Annotated in this window: 19 protein-coding genes; 9 read left to right on the forward strand and 10 right to left on the reverse strand. The window is 57.0% G+C overall.

Going from position 1 to position 20,464, the window contains the following annotated elements; genetic code table 11:
• Positions 1 to 3 precede the first annotated feature (3 nt).
• Both tssB and AB4O16_RS28060 read right to left on the reverse strand, forming a co-directional pair.
• Positions 4 to 537 (reverse strand): type VI secretion system contractile sheath small subunit, encoded by a 534-nt coding sequence (gene tssB / locus AB4O16_RS28055; protein ID WP_007978739.1) that lies wholly within the window; start codon positions 535 to 537, stop codon positions 4 to 6.
• 68 nt (positions 538 to 605) lie between these two features.
• Positions 606 to 1,358, reverse strand: a complete 753-nt coding sequence (locus AB4O16_RS28060) for a hypothetical protein (protein WP_460156395.1) — start codon at positions 1,356 to 1,358, stop codon at positions 606 to 608.
• Positions 1,359 to 2,058: 700 nt separating this feature from the next.
• Here AB4O16_RS28060 and AB4O16_RS28065 point away from each other — a divergent pair.
• Positions 2,059 to 4,224 carry a M48 family metalloprotease gene (locus AB4O16_RS28065; RefSeq protein ID WP_460156396.1) on the forward strand — a complete coding sequence of 722 codons (2,166 nt, stop codon included), beginning with the start codon at positions 2,059 to 2,061 and terminating at the stop codon, positions 4,222 to 4,224.
• A 35-nt stretch (positions 4,225 to 4,259) separates the two neighbouring features.
• Here the strand turns inward: AB4O16_RS28065 and AB4O16_RS28070 are convergent, their stop codons facing one another.
• Positions 4,260 to 4,406: a DUF6966 domain-containing protein gene (locus AB4O16_RS28070; RefSeq protein WP_460156397.1), complete on the reverse strand. Its 147-nt coding sequence runs from the start codon at positions 4,404 to 4,406 to the stop codon at positions 4,260 to 4,262.
• A gap of 109 nt (positions 4,407 to 4,515) precedes the next feature.
• Here AB4O16_RS28070 and AB4O16_RS28075 point away from each other — a divergent pair, with 109 nt between their 5' ends.
• Genes AB4O16_RS28075 through AB4O16_RS28090 form a run of 4 tightly spaced genes read left to right on the forward strand, consistent with a single transcriptional unit; the run spans position 4,516 to position 6,802 of the window.
• Positions 4,516 to 4,965, forward strand: a complete 450-nt coding sequence (locus AB4O16_RS28075; RefSeq protein WP_256678343.1) for a hypothetical protein — start codon at positions 4,516 to 4,518, stop codon at positions 4,963 to 4,965.
• Positions 4,966 to 4,993: 28 nt separating this feature from the next.
• Complete coding sequence (locus tag AB4O16_RS28080) at positions 4,994 to 5,536, forward strand: CbrC family protein (protein ID WP_160389447.1); 543 nt, start codon at positions 4,994 to 4,996, stop codon at positions 5,534 to 5,536.
• Positions 5,537 to 5,582: 46 nt separating this feature from the next.
• On the forward strand, positions 5,583 to 6,323 hold the full coding sequence (locus AB4O16_RS28085; RefSeq protein ID WP_160389446.1) for a hypothetical protein: 741 nt from the start codon (positions 5,583 to 5,585) through the stop codon (positions 6,321 to 6,323).
• Between the two features lie 5 nt (positions 6,324 to 6,328).
• Positions 6,329 to 6,802: a hypothetical protein gene (locus AB4O16_RS28090; RefSeq protein ID WP_160389445.1), complete on the forward strand. Its 474-nt coding sequence runs from the start codon at positions 6,329 to 6,331 to the stop codon at positions 6,800 to 6,802.
• A 264-nt stretch (positions 6,803 to 7,066) separates the two neighbouring features.
• Here AB4O16_RS28090 and AB4O16_RS28095 read toward each other — a convergent pair whose 3' ends face one another.
• The 7 genes from AB4O16_RS28095 to AB4O16_RS28125 form a co-directional block, all read right to left on the reverse strand.
• A complete protein-coding gene (locus AB4O16_RS28095; protein WP_160389444.1) occupies positions 7,067 to 7,345 on the reverse strand; it encodes a DUF6966 domain-containing protein in 279 nt (92 codons plus the stop codon).
• A 19-nt stretch (positions 7,346 to 7,364) separates the two neighbouring features.
• Positions 7,365 to 7,712 (reverse strand): hypothetical protein, encoded by a 348-nt coding sequence (locus tag AB4O16_RS28100; RefSeq protein ID WP_160389443.1) that lies wholly within the window; start codon positions 7,710 to 7,712, stop codon positions 7,365 to 7,367.
• A 39-nt stretch (positions 7,713 to 7,751) separates the two neighbouring features.
• Positions 7,752 to 8,660: an immunity protein Tsi6 family protein gene (locus AB4O16_RS28105; RefSeq protein WP_460156398.1), complete on the reverse strand. Its 909-nt coding sequence runs from the start codon at positions 8,658 to 8,660 to the stop codon at positions 7,752 to 7,754.
• A 66-nt stretch (positions 8,661 to 8,726) separates the two neighbouring features.
• A complete protein-coding gene (locus tag AB4O16_RS28110) occupies positions 8,727 to 8,990 on the reverse strand; it encodes a hypothetical protein (protein WP_460156399.1) in 264 nt (87 codons plus the stop codon).
• 42 nt (positions 8,991 to 9,032) lie between these two features.
• A complete protein-coding gene (gene tri1, locus AB4O16_RS28115; RefSeq protein ID WP_160389441.1) occupies positions 9,033 to 10,160 on the reverse strand; it encodes an ADP-ribosylarginine hydrolase Tri1 in 1,128 nt (375 codons plus the stop codon).
• 779 nt (positions 10,161 to 10,939) lie between these two features.
• Positions 10,940 to 11,215 carry a DUF6966 domain-containing protein gene (locus tag AB4O16_RS28120; RefSeq protein ID WP_371926006.1) on the reverse strand — a complete coding sequence of 92 codons (276 nt, stop codon included), beginning with the start codon at positions 11,213 to 11,215 and terminating at the stop codon, positions 10,940 to 10,942.
• Positions 11,212 to 12,570 carry a DUF6861 domain-containing protein gene (locus AB4O16_RS28125; RefSeq protein ID WP_460156400.1) on the reverse strand — a complete coding sequence of 453 codons (1,359 nt, stop codon included), beginning with the start codon at positions 12,568 to 12,570 and terminating at the stop codon, positions 11,212 to 11,214. The genes AB4O16_RS28120 and AB4O16_RS28125 overlap by 4 nt, the downstream gene beginning before the upstream one ends.
• 718 nt (positions 12,571 to 13,288) lie before the next feature.
• Between AB4O16_RS28125 and AB4O16_RS28130 the strand changes: the two genes are divergently transcribed.
• The 4 genes from AB4O16_RS28130 to AB4O16_RS28145 are packed head-to-tail and all read left to right on the forward strand — an operon-like array spanning position 13,289 to position 20,463.
• Positions 13,289 to 15,142 (forward strand): type VI secretion system Vgr family protein, encoded by a 1,854-nt coding sequence (locus AB4O16_RS28130; protein WP_460156401.1) that lies wholly within the window; start codon positions 13,289 to 13,291, stop codon positions 15,140 to 15,142.
• Positions 15,143 to 15,154: 12 nt separating this feature from the next.
• Positions 15,155 to 15,736, forward strand: coding sequence for a DcrB-related protein (locus tag AB4O16_RS28135; protein ID WP_160389438.1), 582 nt, complete (start codon positions 15,155 to 15,157; stop codon positions 15,734 to 15,736).
• Between the two features lie 36 nt (positions 15,737 to 15,772).
• The gene (locus AB4O16_RS28140) at positions 15,773 to 16,240 is read left to right on the forward strand and encodes a DcrB-related protein (protein WP_160389437.1); all 468 of its coding nucleotides are present in this window, start codon (positions 15,773 to 15,775) and stop codon (positions 16,238 to 16,240) included.
• A 5-nt stretch (positions 16,241 to 16,245) separates the two neighbouring features.
• Positions 16,246 to 20,463: an RHS repeat-associated core domain-containing protein gene (locus AB4O16_RS28145; RefSeq protein WP_460156402.1), complete on the forward strand. Its 4,218-nt coding sequence runs from the start codon at positions 16,246 to 16,248 to the stop codon at positions 20,461 to 20,463.
• Position 20,464 lies beyond the last annotated feature (1 nt).

A 20,464-nucleotide genomic window follows, 5' to 3' on the forward strand; every position in this document is an offset into this window, starting at 1 on the left:
CTCCTACGCTTTGCCGTCGGTGGCTGGAACGGCGGCTTCGCGACCGAATTCCTTGCCCAGGGTTTTCAACTTCTCGGTGTTCTGCAGCACGTCCATGAGCAGCTCTTCGAGCTTGTCGTTGCCGCCCATCTTGTTGCGCAGGTCCGCCAGCTTGTTGCGCACTTCCAGCAGCTTGCGCAGCGGCTCGACCTGCTTGACCACGTTCTGCGGTTCGAAGTCTTCGAGGGCGTTGAAGTTGAGCTCGACGCCCAGCTGCGTGCCGTTCTTGGCCAGGGTGTTGTCGACGCGGTAGGTCAGGCGCGGCTTGATGCCCTTGAGCACACCGTTGAAGTTGTCGCGGTCGATGAAAATGAACTTGCGGTCCTTGAGCTTCGGCAGCGGCTCCAGCGGGTTGCCGGAGAAATCGCCCAGCACACCGACGACAAAGGGCAGCTCTTTCTTTTCCTGAGCGTCACCGATATCCACGTCGTAGGTGATATGGACCCGAGGCGCGCGAACGCGGTCGAGTTTGTGCTGGGTACTTTCCTTCTTCGCCATCGTGATCTCCTGTGCGATCAATTCGCTGCAAGTCGTTTGCGTGTCGGTCCAATGCCTGGCCGGGCGCGTTACATTCCTTCGATCGTCAGCAGCAGGCGCTGACGGATTTCATCGTTCATTTCCATGATGTTGGCGTGGCCCACCAGCTCTTCGAAGCTGGTGTTGCCGGCGATCTGGGTGCTGCTGCGGATCACCGCTTCGTCGGGCAATTGCGAGCGAACCGGCGAGCTGATGACGCAGAAGGGCAGGTCGCCGAAGTCTTTCAGGCGTTCGAAACTGAGGGGGAAACGCAGGCCTTCGAGCAAGCGGCCGAGGCCCGGTGACTTGCTCAGGCAGTAGAACAGCACCAGGTAGTGCACGACGAAACGGTGCAACTCGGCGCTGCTGCGATCGGGGTCTTTGATCACGCTGCGAAAACGCGCCAGATCGAACGAACTGAAGCCCACCACCCAGCGCACGGGGCTGGTGATGCGAATGGATTGGCCGCTTTGTGACAGCACCTTGTCGTACTCGAGCGCAAACAATTGCGGAGTGGTGCTGAGCAGGTTGAGGGGCACTTCGAGTTCATTGACCAACTGGAACGGAGCGCCCGAGCCGATGCGGTCGTAGAGCTCCTTGAATTCCTTGAAGTGGTGCTGGGTCTCGCGGCCGCTGCTGCGTTGCGCGCCCTGCAGGTATTCCCCGAAAAACGCCTGTGGACGAATCAGCAAAGCCAGGGTCGCCAGATAATCCGAGGCCTGCGCCTTGAGCGCATCGGAAATGGCCCGGGTCTGGCTTCGCAGCTTGATCAATGCTTCAACATCAAAAAACGTCTGGGTCATCGGTACATCGTCCTTGAACACTTCGCGATGACTACCCGGATATACACGGGAGTGCGTGCGCAGCGACTAATTTCTCGATTGAACACCTGTTCACGAGTTGTGATTGCTGATGTTTGACATCAAAAAATCACACTGCCAGGAATGATTGGGAGTGCGATGCTGGCATATGGATATCGAGTTGCCAGTAACGTCGTGTATGGCAACAGGATGTGTAGGAAAGTTCCTACGCGGCGCGGATTTTTTCTTTTTTTGATACATGTCGCAATGATGTCTGGTTGCCATCATTTGCCGGATTTGCATGGCGGAAGTGTCTGAAACCCAATTAATTCAATGGTTTCAGGCAGGTAATGGATCCAATTTTTAATTGAAAAAAATTGAAAAAAGGTGAACCGGTTCACCCAACGCCTGCTTGATGATCCGCTGAGGAAAGGTTGAAGGATAAGTGTCATATAACCGGCGGGGAAGTGATGGCAATTCAGGATGTCCGGGATATACAAGGCGTCCTTTCCATTGCTGAACGAGTGTTCGGGCAATATGGCGTTACATATCGCCGATATTTCTGTATAACGCGCCGGGTACGAGTGCGCCCCGTAACTTTCATGTCGGGCCGTGCAATAGCGTGGGGGCTTTCGGGCCTTCGTTAAATGGAATTTATGCTCGCCACGGATGTAAGGCGACGCGACTATTGAGGCCTTGTCTCATGAAAACGTTGAAACTCATTGCCGTACTTATTCTCCTGCCGCTTTGCCTTGGTTTGTTTGGCGTCTGGGAGTTGCAACGCAGTTCCGAGAACATCAAGGAGTTCGCGGATTTCAACGCCGAACTGGGCGAGATGCATGTCGAACTCGAAGCGATGGCTGCAAAGCCGGGATCCAGCTCGGCAATGGTCGATATCAATGGCAAGCGCATGAGTGTTGCCATGGCTCTATCGCGTATTACTGACGCCGAGCACGACCTGACCATCCTGCAACCGGTGAGTGCCGTGATGAGCAACCTGGCCAAGGGTGCCATCGCCCTCGGCCTGCTGGCCTCCCTGGTCGGCGTGCTGGGTCTGCTGGGTTTGCGTTGGGCCGGTGCCCGCGCGAGTCATTCCCGCGAACGATTGCTGCACACCTTCAGCCGGGTGAGCCGCCTGTTGCCGTACCTGCTGGTAGGGCACATCGTCGCCATGGGCGCGGCGGTGGCGGCCATCCTCGGTTTCGAAGGCCTGGGGCTGTGGCACATGGGGAAAATGGCCGCCGGTGAATTCAAACTGATGCTCGTCGTGCTGATGCTGATGCTCGGTTTCCTGTATTCGATCTGGCAGATGGGCAAGCAGCTGCCGGTCATGCTGCGCATGTTCCAGTCGACGCCGATGAACGTTCTGGGCCAGGTGGTCACACCGCAACAGGCGCCGGCGCTGTGGGCCTATGTTTGCCAGCTGGCGGAGCAACTCGGCGCGCTGGCGCCCGAGCACATCGTGCTGGGCATGACCGAAGGCTTTTACGTCACCTCTAGCGACGTCAACCTGCTCCCGTCAGACACCACGCTCAAGGGCCGCACACTGCACGTGCCGATGCTGTACCTGGGCCTGCTCGATTCGGCGGAGACCGGCGCGGTCATCGGTCACGAGCTGGCGCACTTCGCCGGCGCCGATACCGAGTACAGCCTGCGCTTCGTGCCGATCTACGAGGGCATCGGCCGCAGCCTCGGGGTGATTGCCGAAACCATGCTGCAAAGCGATGTGCTGCAACGCACGACCCTGTGGCCGGCGTTCATGCTCGGTGAGTATTTCATGGAGCGTTTCGATCACGCGGTGAACCATTGGAGCCGCGTGCGGGAGCTGGCGGCGGACGCGGCGGGCGCGAAGCTGACGGGGAATATCGCCATCGCTTCGGCCTTGGTGCGCATCTCTGCCATCGACCCGTTGTTGCAGCAGAGTGTATTTACCCGTGTGTCACAAGCGACCAACCCGGGTGCCGGGTACGTCCCGACCCACGACTTGCCAACCAGCGTCGTGCAGGAACTGGCCGCGCAGCCGCTGACCCTGCCCGAGGAGGAAATGGCAGCCAGCCTGCCTCATCCGTCGGATACTCATCCCTCCAATCTTGTACGGCTGCAATCCCTGCAAGTCACGGTCGAAGAGGCCGTCAACCGTGGCACCCGCCCGATCAACGCGGCACAAGCCTGCGCCGCGATGGATCACTATTTCGCCGATCCCCAGGCATTGCGTGCGCGCATTACCGAGGACTTCCTTGGCCACTACGTGGAGCAGGACGCGGCGGTTGTGCAGGAGTTGCGTAGCCATGCCGGCAATGCCACGGAGGAAGTCCGGCTGCATGAAGGTGCACGATTGCGCGGGTGGATTACCTTGGGTTGCTTCTCGTTCTTTTTGCTGCTGGGCATGGGGCTGCTGGTCTTGCCGTACCTGCTGCCGCAGGCATTGGGGGGCGCCAAATCGATGATGCAGCTGGGTGGCGGCGTGCTGATCATCTTGATGGCATGCCTGCTGCCGTTCTCGTTGCGCTTGCTCAAGCGGGCGAACAAGACTGCGTTGTTGCTGACGCCCGAGCACTTCGTTTTTGCCAACCTCAAGGCGCCACTGCCGATCCGGCACGTCGCTGATTTTGGTCTGCAAATGGGCCAGGGGCTGCACTTGAATCTACTGCTGGAAGACGATGCTCCGATGCCTGAGTTGGCCTCGCGCTCGTTCTTTTCGCCTGATGCGAAGCTCGACAAGAAAAAGCGCTGGGTCCAGTTACAGTTGATTCAGTTCTGTCGGGACGACAAAAAGCTCAAGAATGAGCAATTGGCGGAACTGATCGGCACCTACCTCAATGCAGGCACTGCGCGGCACTTGCTGCAACAGCGATTCGAGCAGGCCTGAAGGCTTTCAGCATCGGCAAGCGTGGGGCGCCGGGTTCAATGGCGCCCTGCGCAAAGCTGATGAAGATCTGATAGCAGCCCTTGCAGTTCGTTGTTTTCGTCCAGCAAGGGTGTTGCGTTTTCATACAGGACAACGTCGTTGATCGAGCCCACGCCGCCGTACAGCGACATCAATAGAGACAATGCGTACGTCGTATCCCGGGGTAGCGCACGCCCGCTTTTCTGTTCAGGGCCAGGGAAGTGGTCAACGATGTTGAGGGCACGGATGTGGAGGGTTTCATGAGGTTCTTTTTTGAATGAGCAACTCGGTCCAGATCAACGACCATTTTCAGCGAGATACTCAGGTAGCGTGCAAGAAGGCCATCGAGCAATTTCGCCAAGCGCACCCCACCGCCGATCTCTGTGGGTTTGCGCTGTACTCGGACGCCGATGCGCGGACGCTGGTGCCGTCGTTCAACACGGAACCTTCGGTGGCGAACACTTCAACGCCCTGTCGAGCCTGTTGTGGGACTTGGCTGATTCGATTCCCGATGAAGATTTTGCACGTCACCGTGCACTCGTCTTCGAACACCGTGTTGCAGCCTTGAAGCCGCTAACGACGTGCGCGTTTGAGAACGCCATTTATGTATTCGCAGTCTCTGACTCTCAAAGCGTGCCGGAAGAAATCGCCTGGATTACACAACTCAATACCCCCGAGCAAGCCCTCGAATTCAAGACATGGTTAGAGCCGGTCGAGCAATGAAAGGCATGCACTCAACAAGGATGCGTACATGACACTGCCCCACTTTATTTACCATCCCGATCCCGTCGGTAGCGGTTCGGTGCAACCCTCTTCCGCCACTTGCGTGAGCTGCAATCAGGCGCGAGGCTACATTTATGTGGGCCCGGTATACGCCATTGATGAATACGAAAACTGCATCTGCCCTTGGTGCATTGCCGACGGGAGTGCGCACCAGCGTCTGGGCGCGACGTTTGTCGATGACGAGAGTATCGGCCTGGACGGCGAAGAAACGCTGAGCGAGGCGCAGATCGCCGAAGTCAGCCAGCGCACACCTGGTTTTAATGGCTGGCAGCAAGAGTGCTGGATCACTCACTGCGACGACGCAGCCGAGTTTGTCGGTAAGGCCGGCCATGCAGAGTTGCTTGAACTGGGCCCCGCAGCCATCGCCGCCGTTCAGGACTCAACAGGATTGGAGGACGGTCCGCAGTGGCGAGCGTTCTTCAATGCCCTGGATAAGGATCAGGGGCCTACCGCCTACCTGTTCAAATGTCGCCACTGCGCCACGCTGGGCGCTTACCAAGACAGCCGTTGATACCCAAAGTGCTCAATCCGTGGCGACCCACAAGGAAGAATCTCTGATGACCGACGATCACACTCCCGACTTCACCAAAGTCCCCACCGGCATGCTGCCGTTCCCGCCTGTTGAAGACGTGTTTGTCGCCGATCAACTGGAACTGGCCAACCATCTGCACCCTTTGTTCAGCTTAGATATCAGCACCGTAAACCCCGAGTGGTCGGGGGTGCTGCACATGCTCAGCCCGTTGGAACCGTACGAGGGCCTTGTCGGCGAGCTGACCGAGTGGGACGGGTGCCATGGCTGCCTGCTGAAAACCAACTGGATCGGCTTCAAGGTCGAGCAAGGGCGCTACCGCTTGTGCGGCGATCCACGCTACTTCTTTCTGCACGAGGGGAACGCACAGCTGGCTGATCCTCACCCGGAGGCGAGAGCGGATCTGGAGCGGCACTACGCCGATCAGCACAGCGCTTTTGCCGCCACCGTTGAAAGGTTTAAAACCAGCGGCGTGCTGGCGCGTGAGGATGGCGAACCGTTGTATGCAGTGGAATTTGTCGCGCAACTGGGCGGCGAAGTCGATGGCTGCGCCAACTGGGTGGAGGCGGTCGAATTTCCAATGCACATCGTTGAACTGGACCCCGACCGCGGCGATTCGAATGTCTACCCCCTGAGCCCTGCGAATAACCGGTTTTTCCACGTGGCAAGCGTTCCGGGCTGGCATTACCGGACGGCCGGCGCAGACATGATCGTCATGTTCTACGAGCCGATTGAAGGCTTGGTGCTATTCACCTTCGATTACAGTTGAATCCCATGAACAAGACCGAACTGCAAACTCTTGTAGTCAGAGTCAAAAAGTATCTCTTGATTATCTTTTTGCTCTGCCTTGTAGGCGCTCTCATCTATGCGTACCTGCACAAACCGGCGTTTCCTTCCGAGGTAGTCCTGAAGCAGGACTTCATTCCGGGGCAGTCGATCTACATCGTTCAAGATGCCAGGGATCCAGATGAGCCCAAAAGCCTGAGGTTCTACGTCAACAATGGCGGCGGCAGGAATAATGAGACGATGAAGGTGCGCCTCGGCAAGACCCCGCCGTTCCTGGTCTCGGACACTGACTTGAAAGACGTGGTAATCCAGCGTGTCTCCAACGGCCTGCACATCAAACTCAAAGGCGCAGTCTCGAATTACCGGAGCAACCTTTACCTTGAAGACGGCGACACTTACACCACCTACCGTGTAAGCCTTGAGCAAGTCGAAACCCGACCGCCCTTGCCGAGCGGTCGGTAAGCTTGTTTCAGCAAGGCAATCACTGCACAGAAAACCGCAATCGCCAGCGCCGGCCACTGCATTGGCAAATCGATGATACTGGTTGCTGGCGGGGGCTGGTCGTATTGATGGCGTGCCTGCTGCCATTCTCGTTGCGCATGCTCAAGCGGGCGAACAAGACGGCGTTGCTGCGGACGCCCGAGCACTTGGTATCTGCGAACCTAAAGGCGCCATTGCCGATCCGGCACATCGCCGATTTTGGCCTGCAAGCGTGGGGTGCGAAGTTCAATGGCACCCTGCGCAGAGCTGATGGAGGTCTGATAGCAGCGTCTGAAGTTCGTTATTTTCGGCCAGCAAGGGCGTTGCGTCTTCATACAGAACAACGTCGTTGATCGAGCCCATGCCGCCGTACAGCGACATCAGTCGAGACAACGCGTACGCCGTATCCTGAGGCAGCGCAAGGCTGCACTCCTCAAGTCTGTCGGCCCATTGCGGGTGACCGAATCTCCTCAGTAGTTCTGCTGTTCGGGCGATGTTCGAGGAGATCTTGTGGATGTCTTTCATGGCGCCAGTCCTGAGCGAATCATTTATCAAAGTTCACAACGCTGACGGAACCATTGTGCCAATCGACCGAGTAACTGAGGCCATTCCAGTTACCAACGATCAACGCCCCGTTTTTGTCGCACTGAAGACTCATGTAGGGCTTGTCTGCTTGCGTGCCGTGGGGACTTTCCTGGATGAACCAAACCACCTTTCCATGCCTCGATAGTGCAAGGATGTTTTTGTTGAAAATGACATTTGAAGGGGACTCGATCAGGACCGCGAGCCTGTCGTCATGCTGCAAGGCGACTTTGACCGGGTGAGGCAGGTGAATGGATTGATCTGCTATCCAAAGGGTGCCGTTGTCAACGTGGTACCAGGTTTCGGTCATGACGTTACCTCTAGTGTTATCCCTGAAGTCGCAGCAATTTCATGTGCGAGGAAGACTTTCCGGTGGCAACCCGTTAGGCAGCTGAATCTTCAGGCCGCGTGCGATCTGAATGCCTATGTAGAAGGCATCCCCCAGTGCGCTGGCAAGTTCAGGATCGTCGGCTTCAAACTCTTTGCCGGCCCAAACACCGATGGTCAATTGGTGCAACCGGGCTTTATCTTTTTCAATGCCCAGCAACACGTTCTTGATGAATTGCAATTGGATCAGCGAGCTTGAATAAATCTGGAACTCTGGACAGCCGTTGTATCTCAGGGCGGTGATGGTTATCGCATTGTCGATGTAGTCGAGGGCTGTTATCGGCGTTTTCAGAAGACGGTCCTTCCCGGCTCCAGCGGTTTGATAGCTGCGCGACGCTACGTACTCATCAAACATTCGAACCTGCTCACCGGTCTGGGCAGAGTCTCGATCATAACCAACGCGTTTTCTATAGGTCAGGAATTGTTCTGATTCTGGTCCATGGGACAGCAGCGAAACAATCGCCGCACATTGGGTGAGCCAATAGATCTCGAACGAGGACTCAGTGCCTCGACAATAACCAAGATCTGTCGCTTTGCCGTACAAGTCACTCGCCAATTGGCTGGCGTAATCACGGTTTATCGTGGTCTCTGAAGTCCGGTCGGCCGGGTCATTCGCTATGACAAAAACCCGATAACGCTGCAACAGGAGGGCATCCACAAGCGTCAGGTCCGGGCAGGCGGGGGGCATCAGCGGGACAAACACTTCTGGTTCACGATTGATCGGTAGCCAGGACAGGTTCCTTTCCACTCGGGAAAGTGGCTTGTCCGCTTCGGTCTGGGGGGCTGCATCGACAACCTGCTCGGTGGATGCGGGTGGAAGAGCGGTCTTTTGCCCGAATAGGGTTTTCAAGCGATGCAGTAGTTTTGACATGGGATATCCGTTCAAGGATTTTGATTTTGAGGGCAGCGGTCCACGGGACGAAGTGACGAGCTTGCCTTAGATGGCTGTTCCTCTATTGGCCCCCGGCTGCACAATCAGCAGATCATCCAGCTCTCTGCGGCGACATCTCATGGCAAACGCCAGGGCTGTATCACGATCCGTTTGGAAAAGATCGAAGTTTGCCCGGTCAATTTGGTAATACTCCTCGTAGTCGACCATGCCGTTGCTGACTGGAATCGACAAGTAAAGGCGACCTGTAGTCTCCTCGACGCCTAAGGCAAACATGTGTTCACGGCTTGTGAATACGTCACTGAATTTCATCGTGTCCTTGATCTGGTGTCTGGGGTATTTATCCGTGTCGTTTCAGCGATTCCCATAAATCACTTCGTCCATCTCGTCATGGAGTGGGGCGCTTTCGAATAACTTTTGCGCCAGGTCTTGAATGTGTTCTGACCAGGCGACCGTTCTGACCCATTCTTCAGGCATGCCCGTCACCCCGTACAGCGCCCCCGCTATCTGGCCGGCGGTAGCTGCCACGCTGTCGGCGTCATCCGCCAGGTTGGCCGCCAACAGGATTGCATCCTTGAAGTTGTCGGTGTTCCAGACCGCCCACAGAGCGGCTTCCAGCGTATCTATGACATAGCCGGAGGAGCGGATCTGATCGCGGGTTTTTTGTTTGTATTCGCCAGCGTTGATGATCAAGGGGCGGGGATACAAGGCGCGAACCATTGACGACAGGGTTTCTTCCTTGTTCGCGCCATTGAGGGCCAGGTGCAATTGAGCGCCGAGCAGTTCGCAGCAATTTACCGCCTCTACAGCTCTGTGAGTACAGCGGCTTTGTGCCGAGCTTTCCCGCCAGGTACCGGACAAGGAGTGGCGACGGAAGATGGCGGTGGGTGCCAGCCTGATGATTGTTCCGTTGCCGGCTGTGGATGGGTGAGCGTTGCCGTACCAGTCGACGCCTTGCGCCATCAGGCCTTCCAGTGCGGTACGAGTGGCGTTGCCAATGTCAAAGCACTTTCCGTTATGGCTGTTTTCGCCATTTTTATACCAGCGACAAAGCCTCTGCGTGTAGTCGCGGAAATCGAATTCCTTGTTTTCCACGTAGGTGTCTGCGAGAGCCAGTGCCATGCTCGTATCGTCAGTCCACTCTCCCGGTTTCAGTTTGAAAGGGCCACCGCCAACCATGTCACTGACATGTTGACGATCACGGGGCAGAAACTCGAGTGTTGTGCCCACGGCGTCGCCAATCGCGAGCCCCAGTAGGCAACCCTTTGCGCGGTCCAGCGCCTGCTCTTCAGTGAGGGTGCAAGGCCTTGAGGTCAGCCACTCAGGCTTCCTGACCGGAAATCTGGGTGCGTCCGGCTGCAACATAGGGTCCATGCGCTGAAGCAGCTGAGGAGAGGGCGGTGGGAGCAGGTGGTCGTAACGCTCGGTGTATTGGGTGAGCGTTTCGTCTGAACTTCTGAGATCAATAAGGTTTTTTAACATCTTGGCACCAGGCAATGATGTGTCACGATGTACCTGAGTTCAGATTCGTTCAAATGCGTCCCACAACATCTGTCGAATTGTATCCAGTCTTGCGTTGGCTGCGATTCGCTGCTCCGCGGTACCTCGATCAATGTAGACGTCGGAGAAACCTGATTTACTACCTGACATAGTTCTATACATTGAAGTCGCTTGTGCCCATTCATTACTGTCCGGCAAAGGGTCATCGGACATTAGGCGGATTATCGCGTTTATTCCTGAGTCAAAATTTTGGCAGCTCTCACTATGAAAGATCTCTTTGAGTGTAATAAGCAGTTCTATCAGGTGTGAGTTTGTCATGTGCTTTTGTACACTCAAATCACTCAGGTGAGTAATGTTGTATAGACCGAGAACTGTGGGCATCCAACACCTATCAGTTGTGAACATGATCGTTTTTCGATATGCTCAAGTGGCGTTATGCGGCAATGTCCGGGTGTTTTTTAATCAGGTCTTCCAACTCTGAGGGTGTCATATTTTTAGATTGTCATTTTGGGGTTGTCTAATAAGCCAATAACAGTCTGTTAACTGCTTGTCTGATATTTGCTTTGAAGCTTGGAGCTTCCCGTTGCGATGCATTCAAAGCTTCTCACCATCCCCGATTTCATCTGGCCCCGCAGATAGCAGTGAGCAGCAAAAAAACTATTTGCGATTATCTGTGAGTCAGTTGCTGCGCCACCTGCTCGATACGTTACCGTACTTGATGTCGCGATCGACATTGATTCGTGACAGAAATCATAAGAAATCTAACTGCCCATGCACCGATCATGTAGCTTTGAAAGAAGCAGATCCAACTCGTTGTTCTCTTGGATCATGGGTTGTCCATTGTTGTATAGAATAATGTCGTTAATAGAGCCAAGACCACCGTACAGTGTAATTATTTTGGATATTGTATACGCTGTATCCCCAGGCAGCTCTAATCTGTATTGGTCAATACGTTCTGCCCATTCGTTTTTTCCGCCAATGCGTAGTAACTCGGAAATTCGTTCTAGGATGGCTGTTATTTCGGTTATATTTTTCATTTTAGAGGGCTCGATCCCATTATTTGAACGCCTTCGATTGTCCAAGGTTTAACGACGACGATTTGCTCTGTGCCACCAACATAGAAGCCGGATTGGGAGCCAACCTCACCTATGTAAACTTCCGTGCCGGCCGGAATTTTAACTTCGAAAGCAGTATCGATTGGGGATTTTCCACCCCCTGGCCATTCTGGCAGAACTGCTTTGTCGATGCGAGTTTGTAGTATCCCAGACGGGGTCTCTTGCCCGAAAAACTGTCCGAGAGGTTGTCCTTCTATCCCTGCTCTTTTTAATACAGTATCGTTTTCCAGAATCACTGAAGTATATCGGCCTCCGGAGAAGGTTTCAGCAAGCCTTGGGTCTAGTGGCCCCGGCTCGACAGCTGAGTATGTACCTGTGATTTTCCCTAGCTTGTGGCGGGGTATTTCTTCTAGCTTTTGTACAGTCTGTGGTTTGTGAGCTGGAGTATCCGGTGAGAGATTCTCGACCTTGTTCAGAGGCGCCGGTTCCCTCACCCGCAACTCCTCCCGAGCCAGCAACTTCTGCTCATTCCTTGCCAACCAACCCGCCAGCTCCCTGTTCGAAATCTCTGCCTGAAGCTTCGCGCTGCGGGTCGCGATGCTTTCCATGCTGTTCATCACACCCGCTTTCATCTGACCCCGTGTCAGGTAGGTGACGATGGCGGTGAGCAACAGCAGTACAAGTTGCTCCTGTCCGCGGGCCAGTTGTCGTGCCGCGCGTTCGACGCGCTCCTGTACCAGTGCAGCGGAGCCGCCGCTGGGGTCCAGGCCGGACGGTTTGACGCCTTCTTCGGCATGCCAGGCCGTGGCGATGCCTTCCTGCAAGGTCGAGAGGCAGGCGGGCAGGCCCTGGTAAAAGTATTCGGCGATGGCGGACAGGCCCAGGCCCATGAGAATCAGGTTGCCGACCTGCAGGCCGATACCGGCCCCGGCAGCAGCTCCCGGGGCAGCGCCGACGCCAAATGCGAAGGCCCCCGCTGCGCCGCCAGCCACGGTGCCGATCGCCACGCTGCCGCCGAGAATCATCGAGACTTCTTTGACCAGTTGCAGCAGCACCGGCAGGATCTGCTCGATTTCAATCGAGGCCCACTTGCGCTTGAGGTCCATCTGGATGATCGGGTAGGAGAGGGTCATCGCCTGATGCACCGCATCGATGCGATGACCGCCCATGTAGCCATAGGCCAGGCTCGCGCCATTGCTGACACGCCGGGTGAAGCCGTTCCAGTTGTCGTGAACGCTCTGCAGGCCGTCGTTGACGCCCTGGTTCAGTTCACTGAATTTCTGGTCGAGGTTGCGTTCGACATCGGCCCAGCTGGGCACGTTGGCTAAAAGATCCATTTACTCTTCACTGTCCTTGGGGAAAAGGCGCTTCCTTGTTGCTGCGGTCGAGCTGTCGAATATCCGACTTAACATCAATTTCGAAGTGATGGCTATCTGCCGCACTTCAGACTGTGCGGCGGGATGGAAAATTCAACATGGATCCCATTTTTTGTTATTCGCATTACATTCGGCAATGATGGCAATAAGGCATTAGTTGCCAATCAGTGGCACCTGACTTCCCGTTCATCCTTGATATATCGGCGTTTCTGGCCAGCCAGCGGGACGATAATTATTTTTCAGGGAATGTCCTGAACTGAGTTCGAGGTGCGTGGAAGTACCCGCATTCACTGAGAGTGGGTTGACACAGTGCATGACATGGGTGTCTCCTTCCCGCGTTCAGAACCTGCGATACCTGCAAAAGTGTGACAAATTTCTCAAATATTTTTTGAGTGATGGCACTTTCATACTGTCTTGAGGTCGCAGTTCCTGACGTAATATTTCGTGTGAGCAGTTTCGCTGGATGTTTAAGAGAGCTCGATGGAAATGAAGAGTGTTCTGTAGGTTGTCTCTTACAAAACATGCAGATTGACTCATGCCGCAGTCCGAAAACATAGGGTGGCGAAGTGTTCGCCCAAATCAATGTTGCGGCAAACAGCGTTTAACCCTCTTATCTGATTCGTTATGCGCAGTGGTTGAGAGAGGGCGGTAGCTTTCCACTGTTTTCAAGGAGATACACATGTTGATGGACCTTGCCGCAATGCTTTCCCCGCAAAATCGGCGCCTGTTCAAGTTCAAGAACCTCGCCAACCCCGAACAGCAATTGTTGCTTGAGTCCTTCAGGGGAACGGAAGGTCTGTCCCGTGCGTACAACTTCGAATTGCTGCTGGTGTGCCAGGACTCCGGCGTCGAGCTGAAATCGATGATGGGCCAGCACGTGGTTCTGGAAATCGAGCTGGCGGATGCCTCGCCTCGTTACCTGGCAGGCTACCTCACGCGGTTTGCCAGCATCGGCAGCGACGGCGGCATGGCCCGCTATACGGCGACGCTGAACCCTTGGTTCTCGATGCTGAAGAACCGCTTCGACACGCGCATTTTCCAGGGCTGTACGGTGGAAGATGTCGTCACCCAGGTGTTTGCGTTGTGCCCGGCGTTTTCCCGGCACGAGTTTCGCCTGAGCAAGCCGCTCAAGCATTACACCTACATCACCCAGTACCGTGAAACGGACTTCAACTTTGTCCAGCGCCTGCTGGAAGAAGAGGGGATGTTCTACTACTTCGAGCACACTGCCGAAGGCCACACCATGATCATCTGCGACGACTCCAGCACGCTGCTGCCGTTGCCTGAACAACCGCAGATCCGCTACCACACGGCATCGGTCACCGAGACCGCCGACTCCATCACCCAATGGAGCGGCAATCGCCAGTTGCAATCCGGGAAAATCGCGGTCCAGACCTTCGATTATCGTCAGCCGTCCAATCGCTTGCCGGTCGCCATGAAGAGCCTGAACAAGCAGGGCGATGTCGACGAATTCGAAATCTACGACTTCCCCGGCCAGTACACTCACGGCACCTACGACGAAGGCGAAACACTGCTGCGGCTGCGGGTCGAAGCACTTGAACTCAAGGGCAAGAGTTTTCATGGCGCCAGTAACTGCCGTGCGATGAAACCCGGCTACACCTTCGAGCTGCTGCAGCATTACGATCACGATCAAGGCCCTGCCGAGGATCGTCAGTTCCTGCTGATGAGCGTCGAAAGCGAAGGCCACAACAACTACCTCAGCGGGCATCAGGCGAGCTACTACAACACCTTCGCCTGCGTGCGCAAAAAGATCGTCTTCCGACCTCAACTCACTACCCCGCGCCCGACCATCTCCGGCCCGCAAACCGCGATCATCGTCGGTCCGCCGGGGGAGGAAATCTTCACCGACGAACTCGGCCGGGTGAAGGTGCAGTTTCACTGGGACCGCAAGGGCGAGCACAACGACAAGAGCTCCTGCTGGGTCCGCGTCGCCCAGGCGGGTGCCAGCGGCGGCTTCGGCAGCATCCAGATTCCCCGAGTGGGCGATGAAGTCGTGGTGGTGTTCCTCGACGGCAACCCCGACCGCCCGCTGGTCATGGGCAGCCTCTACAACAGCCAGAACACCCCACCGTGGTCGCTGCCGGCGAACAAGACCCAGAGCGGGTTCCTGACCCGGTCGATGAAGGGTGACGGCGGTACGGCGAACTTCTTCCGCTTCGAAGACAAGTCCGGCGCCGAGCAGATCATCATGCATGCCGAGCGCAACATGGACACCGAGATCGAGGTCGACGAGACCCACAGTGTCGGCAGCAACCGCACGATCAAGGTCGGTGGCACGCACACCGAAACCATCAAGAAAGACACGGTGATGAATGTCCAGGAAGGCTCGCTGACGATCCAGGTCGACAACCAGTTCATTCAGGTCAGCGCCAAACAGCACATCATTCTTCAGGTGGGTGGCAGCAGCATCACCCTCACGCCGGACGGCATCGAGATCAAGGGCAAGGCGATCACCACGACGAGCACCGGGACGACTCAGATCACCGGTTCCGAGGTCAGGGTCAATGACTGAGGTAGTGGCGCCATGATCAGAACCAGCCTCTACGATCGGATTTCCGAAAAGCGTATCGCGCAGGAGGAAGCTGCTCGCGTCGAGCTACAGAACGCGCCGGTCATTGAGCCCGAGCCGGAGCCCGAACCCGAACCTGTGGTGGCGCTGCAAGACACGCCCAGCAGTTTCAACTTCGGTGGCTTCAATCTGGGATTCCCGACGGGGTTCAATTTCCGTGAGGTGCAGACCACCCTCGAGCACGAAGGCGAATCGGTCAGCCTCAGCATCAAGCGTCGTGATGTGCAACAGGGGCAGACCCTGGAGCAGCTTTTCGAAGCCTCGGTGCAGGCGTTTCGCCAGGACCATCCGGACGTGCGCATCATCCGCCAGCGCGATGTCCGCGTGGCCGGCAGTGCGGCGAAGTCGGTGGATCTGCATTTCAAGTCCGACCATGCCGATCGTCACGCGCGTCTGGTCGGTGCCTTGGTGCCTATTGCCGGGCGTGACGATGTGCAATGGCTGAGTATTGCTTGCGAGATTGATCCGGCCCGGCCCGCGCTCAGTCTCTGGCTGGTGGATTTTGACGGCATGCTTGATGGTCTTGCCGTGCGCTGAACGCCTTATTTTTTTGATTCCAGGAAGTTACCCGAAATGGATTATGAGTTGCAGGAAGGCAGCATCGCGTTGCCGCAAGGTTTTCAGGACCGCACGGTGAACATGTTTGTGTTGGGGGCGAGTATTCCGGCGCCGTTGAGCATCACTATTTCCCGGGACACATTACTGCCCGGCGAAGCGCTCAAGGCCTACGTCGAGCGTCAGATCAAGATGCTCGCGTCCAAGTTGCGCGGCTATACGCTGCTGGGCAAGAAGGCCGTTGCGCTGTCGACCACGGCGCCGATCGAGGGCGTGCAGATCGATGCGTATTACATGACCGATGGCCGACCTTTCTATCAGCGCCAGGCGGCGTTCCTGATCGAGCCTGGACGCGCAATCATTTTTTCCACCACAGCCCAGGCTGACTTCAGCCGCGAGCAGAATCAGAACTGGATTGACCTGCTGGCGAGCTTTCAGCCTCGCCAGCCCGGCGGCCCCCAGACCGACTCCAGCGCACAGGAGTAACGGCCATGTTCGAAGCCGCAAGGTTTGGCGATGAACTGTCGCACACCAGCGCCCTGGGCGGGTTTCTCATCGGCGCAGCGCTTGGCATAGCGCTGGTCGCCACGGTGGCGATCGCGACGTTTACCTGTGGATTCGGCGTGGCACTATTGGCGGGCTTGGCCGCAGGCGTCGGAGGTAGCCTGCTCACCGCGGCCGGGGAGAAGATAGGCAGCATGTTTTCTTCACCCGCGGGGACCCTCGTCACCGCGTCGCCCAACGTGTTCATCAACAGTCGCAAGGCTGCTCATGTCGCAAAAAGCACGGGGGCCTGCGACAAGCATCCCGGTCCGGTAAAGGTCGCCGAGGGCTCCACCAACGTCTTCATCAACGGCACGGCCGCCGCCCGCAAGGGCGACAAAATGACCTGCGGCGCAACTCTATCCAGCGGCTCGGACAACGTCTTCATCGGTGGCGGAACCTATCGTTACCTGCCGGTGGATGACGAGATTCCCGGTTGGCTGCGGACCACGGTCGACATCCTCATGGCAGTCGCCGGCGCAGCGGGCGGTATCGCCCAACTGATCAAGGCCGGGACCCAGGCCGGCATGAAAGCCGTCATGCCCTGCGCACTGAAGTTCACCGCCGGGTTCGTCGCCGGTGAGGTCGCCTCGCGTTACGTCGTGGGGCCGGCCATCGAGCGTGCGGTGGGAGGCTTGATCGGCAACCCGGTCGACGCCACCACGGGCCGCAAGGTCATTACCGACGAAACCGACTTCAGCCTGCCGGGCTTGATGCCAATCCACTGGTCGCGCTTCTATGGCAGTGACCTGAGCGTCGACAGCGTGCTCGGCAAGGGTTGGGTCTTGCCCTGGGAGCAAAGCCTGCGTCGCAGTGGCTCCTTCGTGTACCTCACCGACAATCAGGGGCGCAGCGTTCCGTTCGTGGACGTGCAGCCGGGGGAGCGCATCTACAACCCCCATGAACAGGTGCATCTGGTCTGCACCGAGGGCGGCCACTATCTGCTGCAAACCCTCGACAACACGTTTTTCTACTTCGGTGAAGTCGCGGACGACAACATCCCCGTACCGCTGCAACGCATCGAAAACGCCCTGGGCCACTTCCTGCATTTCACCCACACCGCCGAAGGCACGCTCACCGACATCAGCGCCACCGGTGGCGTGCGGGTGCACCTGCATTACGACAACCCGCTGGGCCGCCTGAGCGATGTCAGGCGCGTGGTCGACAACGAGGCCGTTGAAACCCTGGTGCAATACCGTTACGACGACAACGGCCAGCTTGCTGAAGTCATCAACCGCAACGGCGATTCAGTGCGCCGTTTCAGCTACATCGACGGCGTGATGGCCAGCCACAGCAACGCCCTGGGCCTGACCTGCAATTACCGCTGGGAGCACATCGACAGCCAGCAACGGGTAGTGGAGCATTGGACCAGCGATGGCGAGCGCTTCCAGTTCCGCTACGACAGCAAGGCGCGCACCACGCGGGTCACTGACGTGCTCGGGCGCGAAGCCGAGATTCACTACAACGCCGATCATCGCATCACAGCCAGCCGCGACTTCGGCGGCGAGCACTACGTCATCAACATCGATGACACCGGCAACATGACCGGCCTGACATTGCCCGAAGGCAACAGCATCACACTCAAGTACGACGAATACTCACGCCTGCTCGAAGAGACCGACCCGCTCGGGCGCACGATCAAATACCGCTATCACCACCTGACCCCGCTGATCACGCAGGTGGACTACCCCGACGGCAGCACCTGGAAAGCCCGCTACGACGACAAGGGTAACCTCATCGCCGAAGTCGACGCCCTCGGCCACACCACCGAATACCTCAACGGCGACGACGGCCTGCCGCATACCATCATCGACGCGACCCACAAGTCCAAATACCTGTGGTGGAACACCCTGGCCCAGGTCGAACGCTTCCAGGATTGTTCGGGTAAAAACACCACCTACCGCTTCGACGAGCGCCAGCACCTGGTCGCCGTCACCGACGCGCTGGGCCAGACCACTACCCTGGAACGCAAACCCGACGGCGAAGTGCTGCGCATCAATCATCCGGACGGCAGCGCCGAGTCCTTCACCTACAACGCCCTCGGCCAAGTACTGACGCACACCGACGGCAAAGGCCAGACCACGCGCCTGCTGCGCACCGCCCGAGGATTGCCGAGCAGCCGCCAGGACGCCAAGGGCCAGCGCATCCGCTACGAATACGACCCGGCGATTCGCCTGACCGCACTGATCAACGAAAACAACGCGGCGTACCAGTTCGCCTACGATGCGTCCGACCGGTTGATCGAAGAGAAACGCATCGACAACCTGATCCGACGCTTCAGCTACAACCTCGGCGGGCATCTGACCCAGGTCGACGAAACCGGCTACGGCGAACGCGGCGAACGACCACAGCGTCGTACCGAGTTCGAGCGCGACAGCATTGGCCGACTGCTGGCCAAACTCAATGCCGATGCCCGTCAGGATTATGTGTACGACGACGGCGACCGCCTGCTGTCGATCCAGCGCCTGCCGACCGGGCAGGGCAAGCAACTGGGTGTCAGCGAAGAAACACTCGAGTTCTCCTACGACCTGCTCGGCCGACTGGTCCAGGAGACCACGGCGCAAGGCGCCTTGTCCTACGAATACGACCCACTGAGCAACCTCACCACCCTGACGTTGCCCACCGGCCAACACCTCAATCACCTGTACTACGGCAGCGGCCACCTGCACCAACTCAACCTCGACGGCCAACTCATCAGCGACATCGAGCGCGACGACCTGCACCGCGAAGTCCTGCGCACCCAGGGCACGCTCACCAGCTGCTTCGGCTACGACGCCCTGGGCCGCAAGAGCTGGCAGTTCGCCTCGCGCCTGCCGGCGGAAAAACTCTCGAGAATCCACAACCCCGGCATCCAGCCCGACCTGCTGGTCGAACACGCCTACAACCCGATCCACCGCCGCCACCAGTACGACCCCGCTGGCGAACTGACCCGCACCCTCGACAAACTACGCGGCGAGATCAAGTACGAATACGAAGCCAACGGCCAACTGCACAGCCGCGACACCGGGCAGTTGATCGACAGCGAAGAATTCCGCTACGACGCCGCGGCGAACCGGCTGAACTTCAACACCAGCCAGTTTGAACACGTCAAAGACAACCGCCTTAAACGCTGGCGGGATCAGGAATTTGCCTACGATGCCTGGGGCAACCTGATTGAAAAACGCAGCGGCATGGGCACGCTGCAGACGTTTGGTTATGACTGTGAAAATCGCTTGGTGCGGGCTGAGACGTTGGTCAATGGCAAGCTGGAAAGTACCGGTGCGTATCGGTATGACAGCCTGGGGCGGCGGGTTGCCAAGGTTTCAGAGGTCAACGGCAAGACCGAGCAGAAGCACTTTTTGTGGCAAGGCTTGCGGATGTTGCGTGAGGAGCGACCGGGGCAGAGTAGTTTGTACCTGTATGAGCCGGGGAGTTATGCGCCGCTGGCGCGAGTGGATCAGGCTGAGGGGGAAGAGCAGCAGCTCTATTACTTCCATACCGATCAGATTGGTACGCCGTTGGAGATGACTGACCGTGAAGGGCAGATTGTCTGGCAGGCGACGTACAAGGCTTGGGGGGCGGTTGAAAAGCTGGCGGTTAATGAAGTCGAGCAGAACCTGCGGTTTCAGGGGCAGTATTTTGACGATGAGACGGGGCTGCACTACAACACGTTTCGGTACTACGATCCGGAGGTGGGGCGGTTTGTTACGCAGGATCCGATTGGGTTGTTGGGTGGTGGAAACCTTTATCACTACGTTCCTAACTCAATGGGCTGGATTGACCCGCAAGGATTATCAAGTGCTGATTTGCGTGTAGAGCTAGGAATGCGCACTGGAGATATGCATGCTGCTCACCATATCATTCCAGAAGAGGTAATGAAGAAATACCCGCAAATGTTTGATAAAGCGAAATCGATAGGGTTTACGCCTGATGGTGCCTCAAACGGTATCGAGCTGCCACGAACAAAAGAATTGGCAAAAACACTCGATCTCCCCGGGCACTGGAGTAATCACGTAGATTACAGTGCTCTGGTTGAAAGCGATGTGAGTAAGCTCAATACTGCATTTAGAGCTGGCCGATTGTCGGATATGGATCTGGCGTTGGGGTTAAAATCTATCCAGAACAAATGGCGTTCTAATATTTTAGCGAAAAATGTCCCTATTAATGCGAAGGGGCGACTATGCTAAG

The sequence above is a fragment of the Pseudomonas sp. S2_H10 genome, assembly GCF_054668285.1.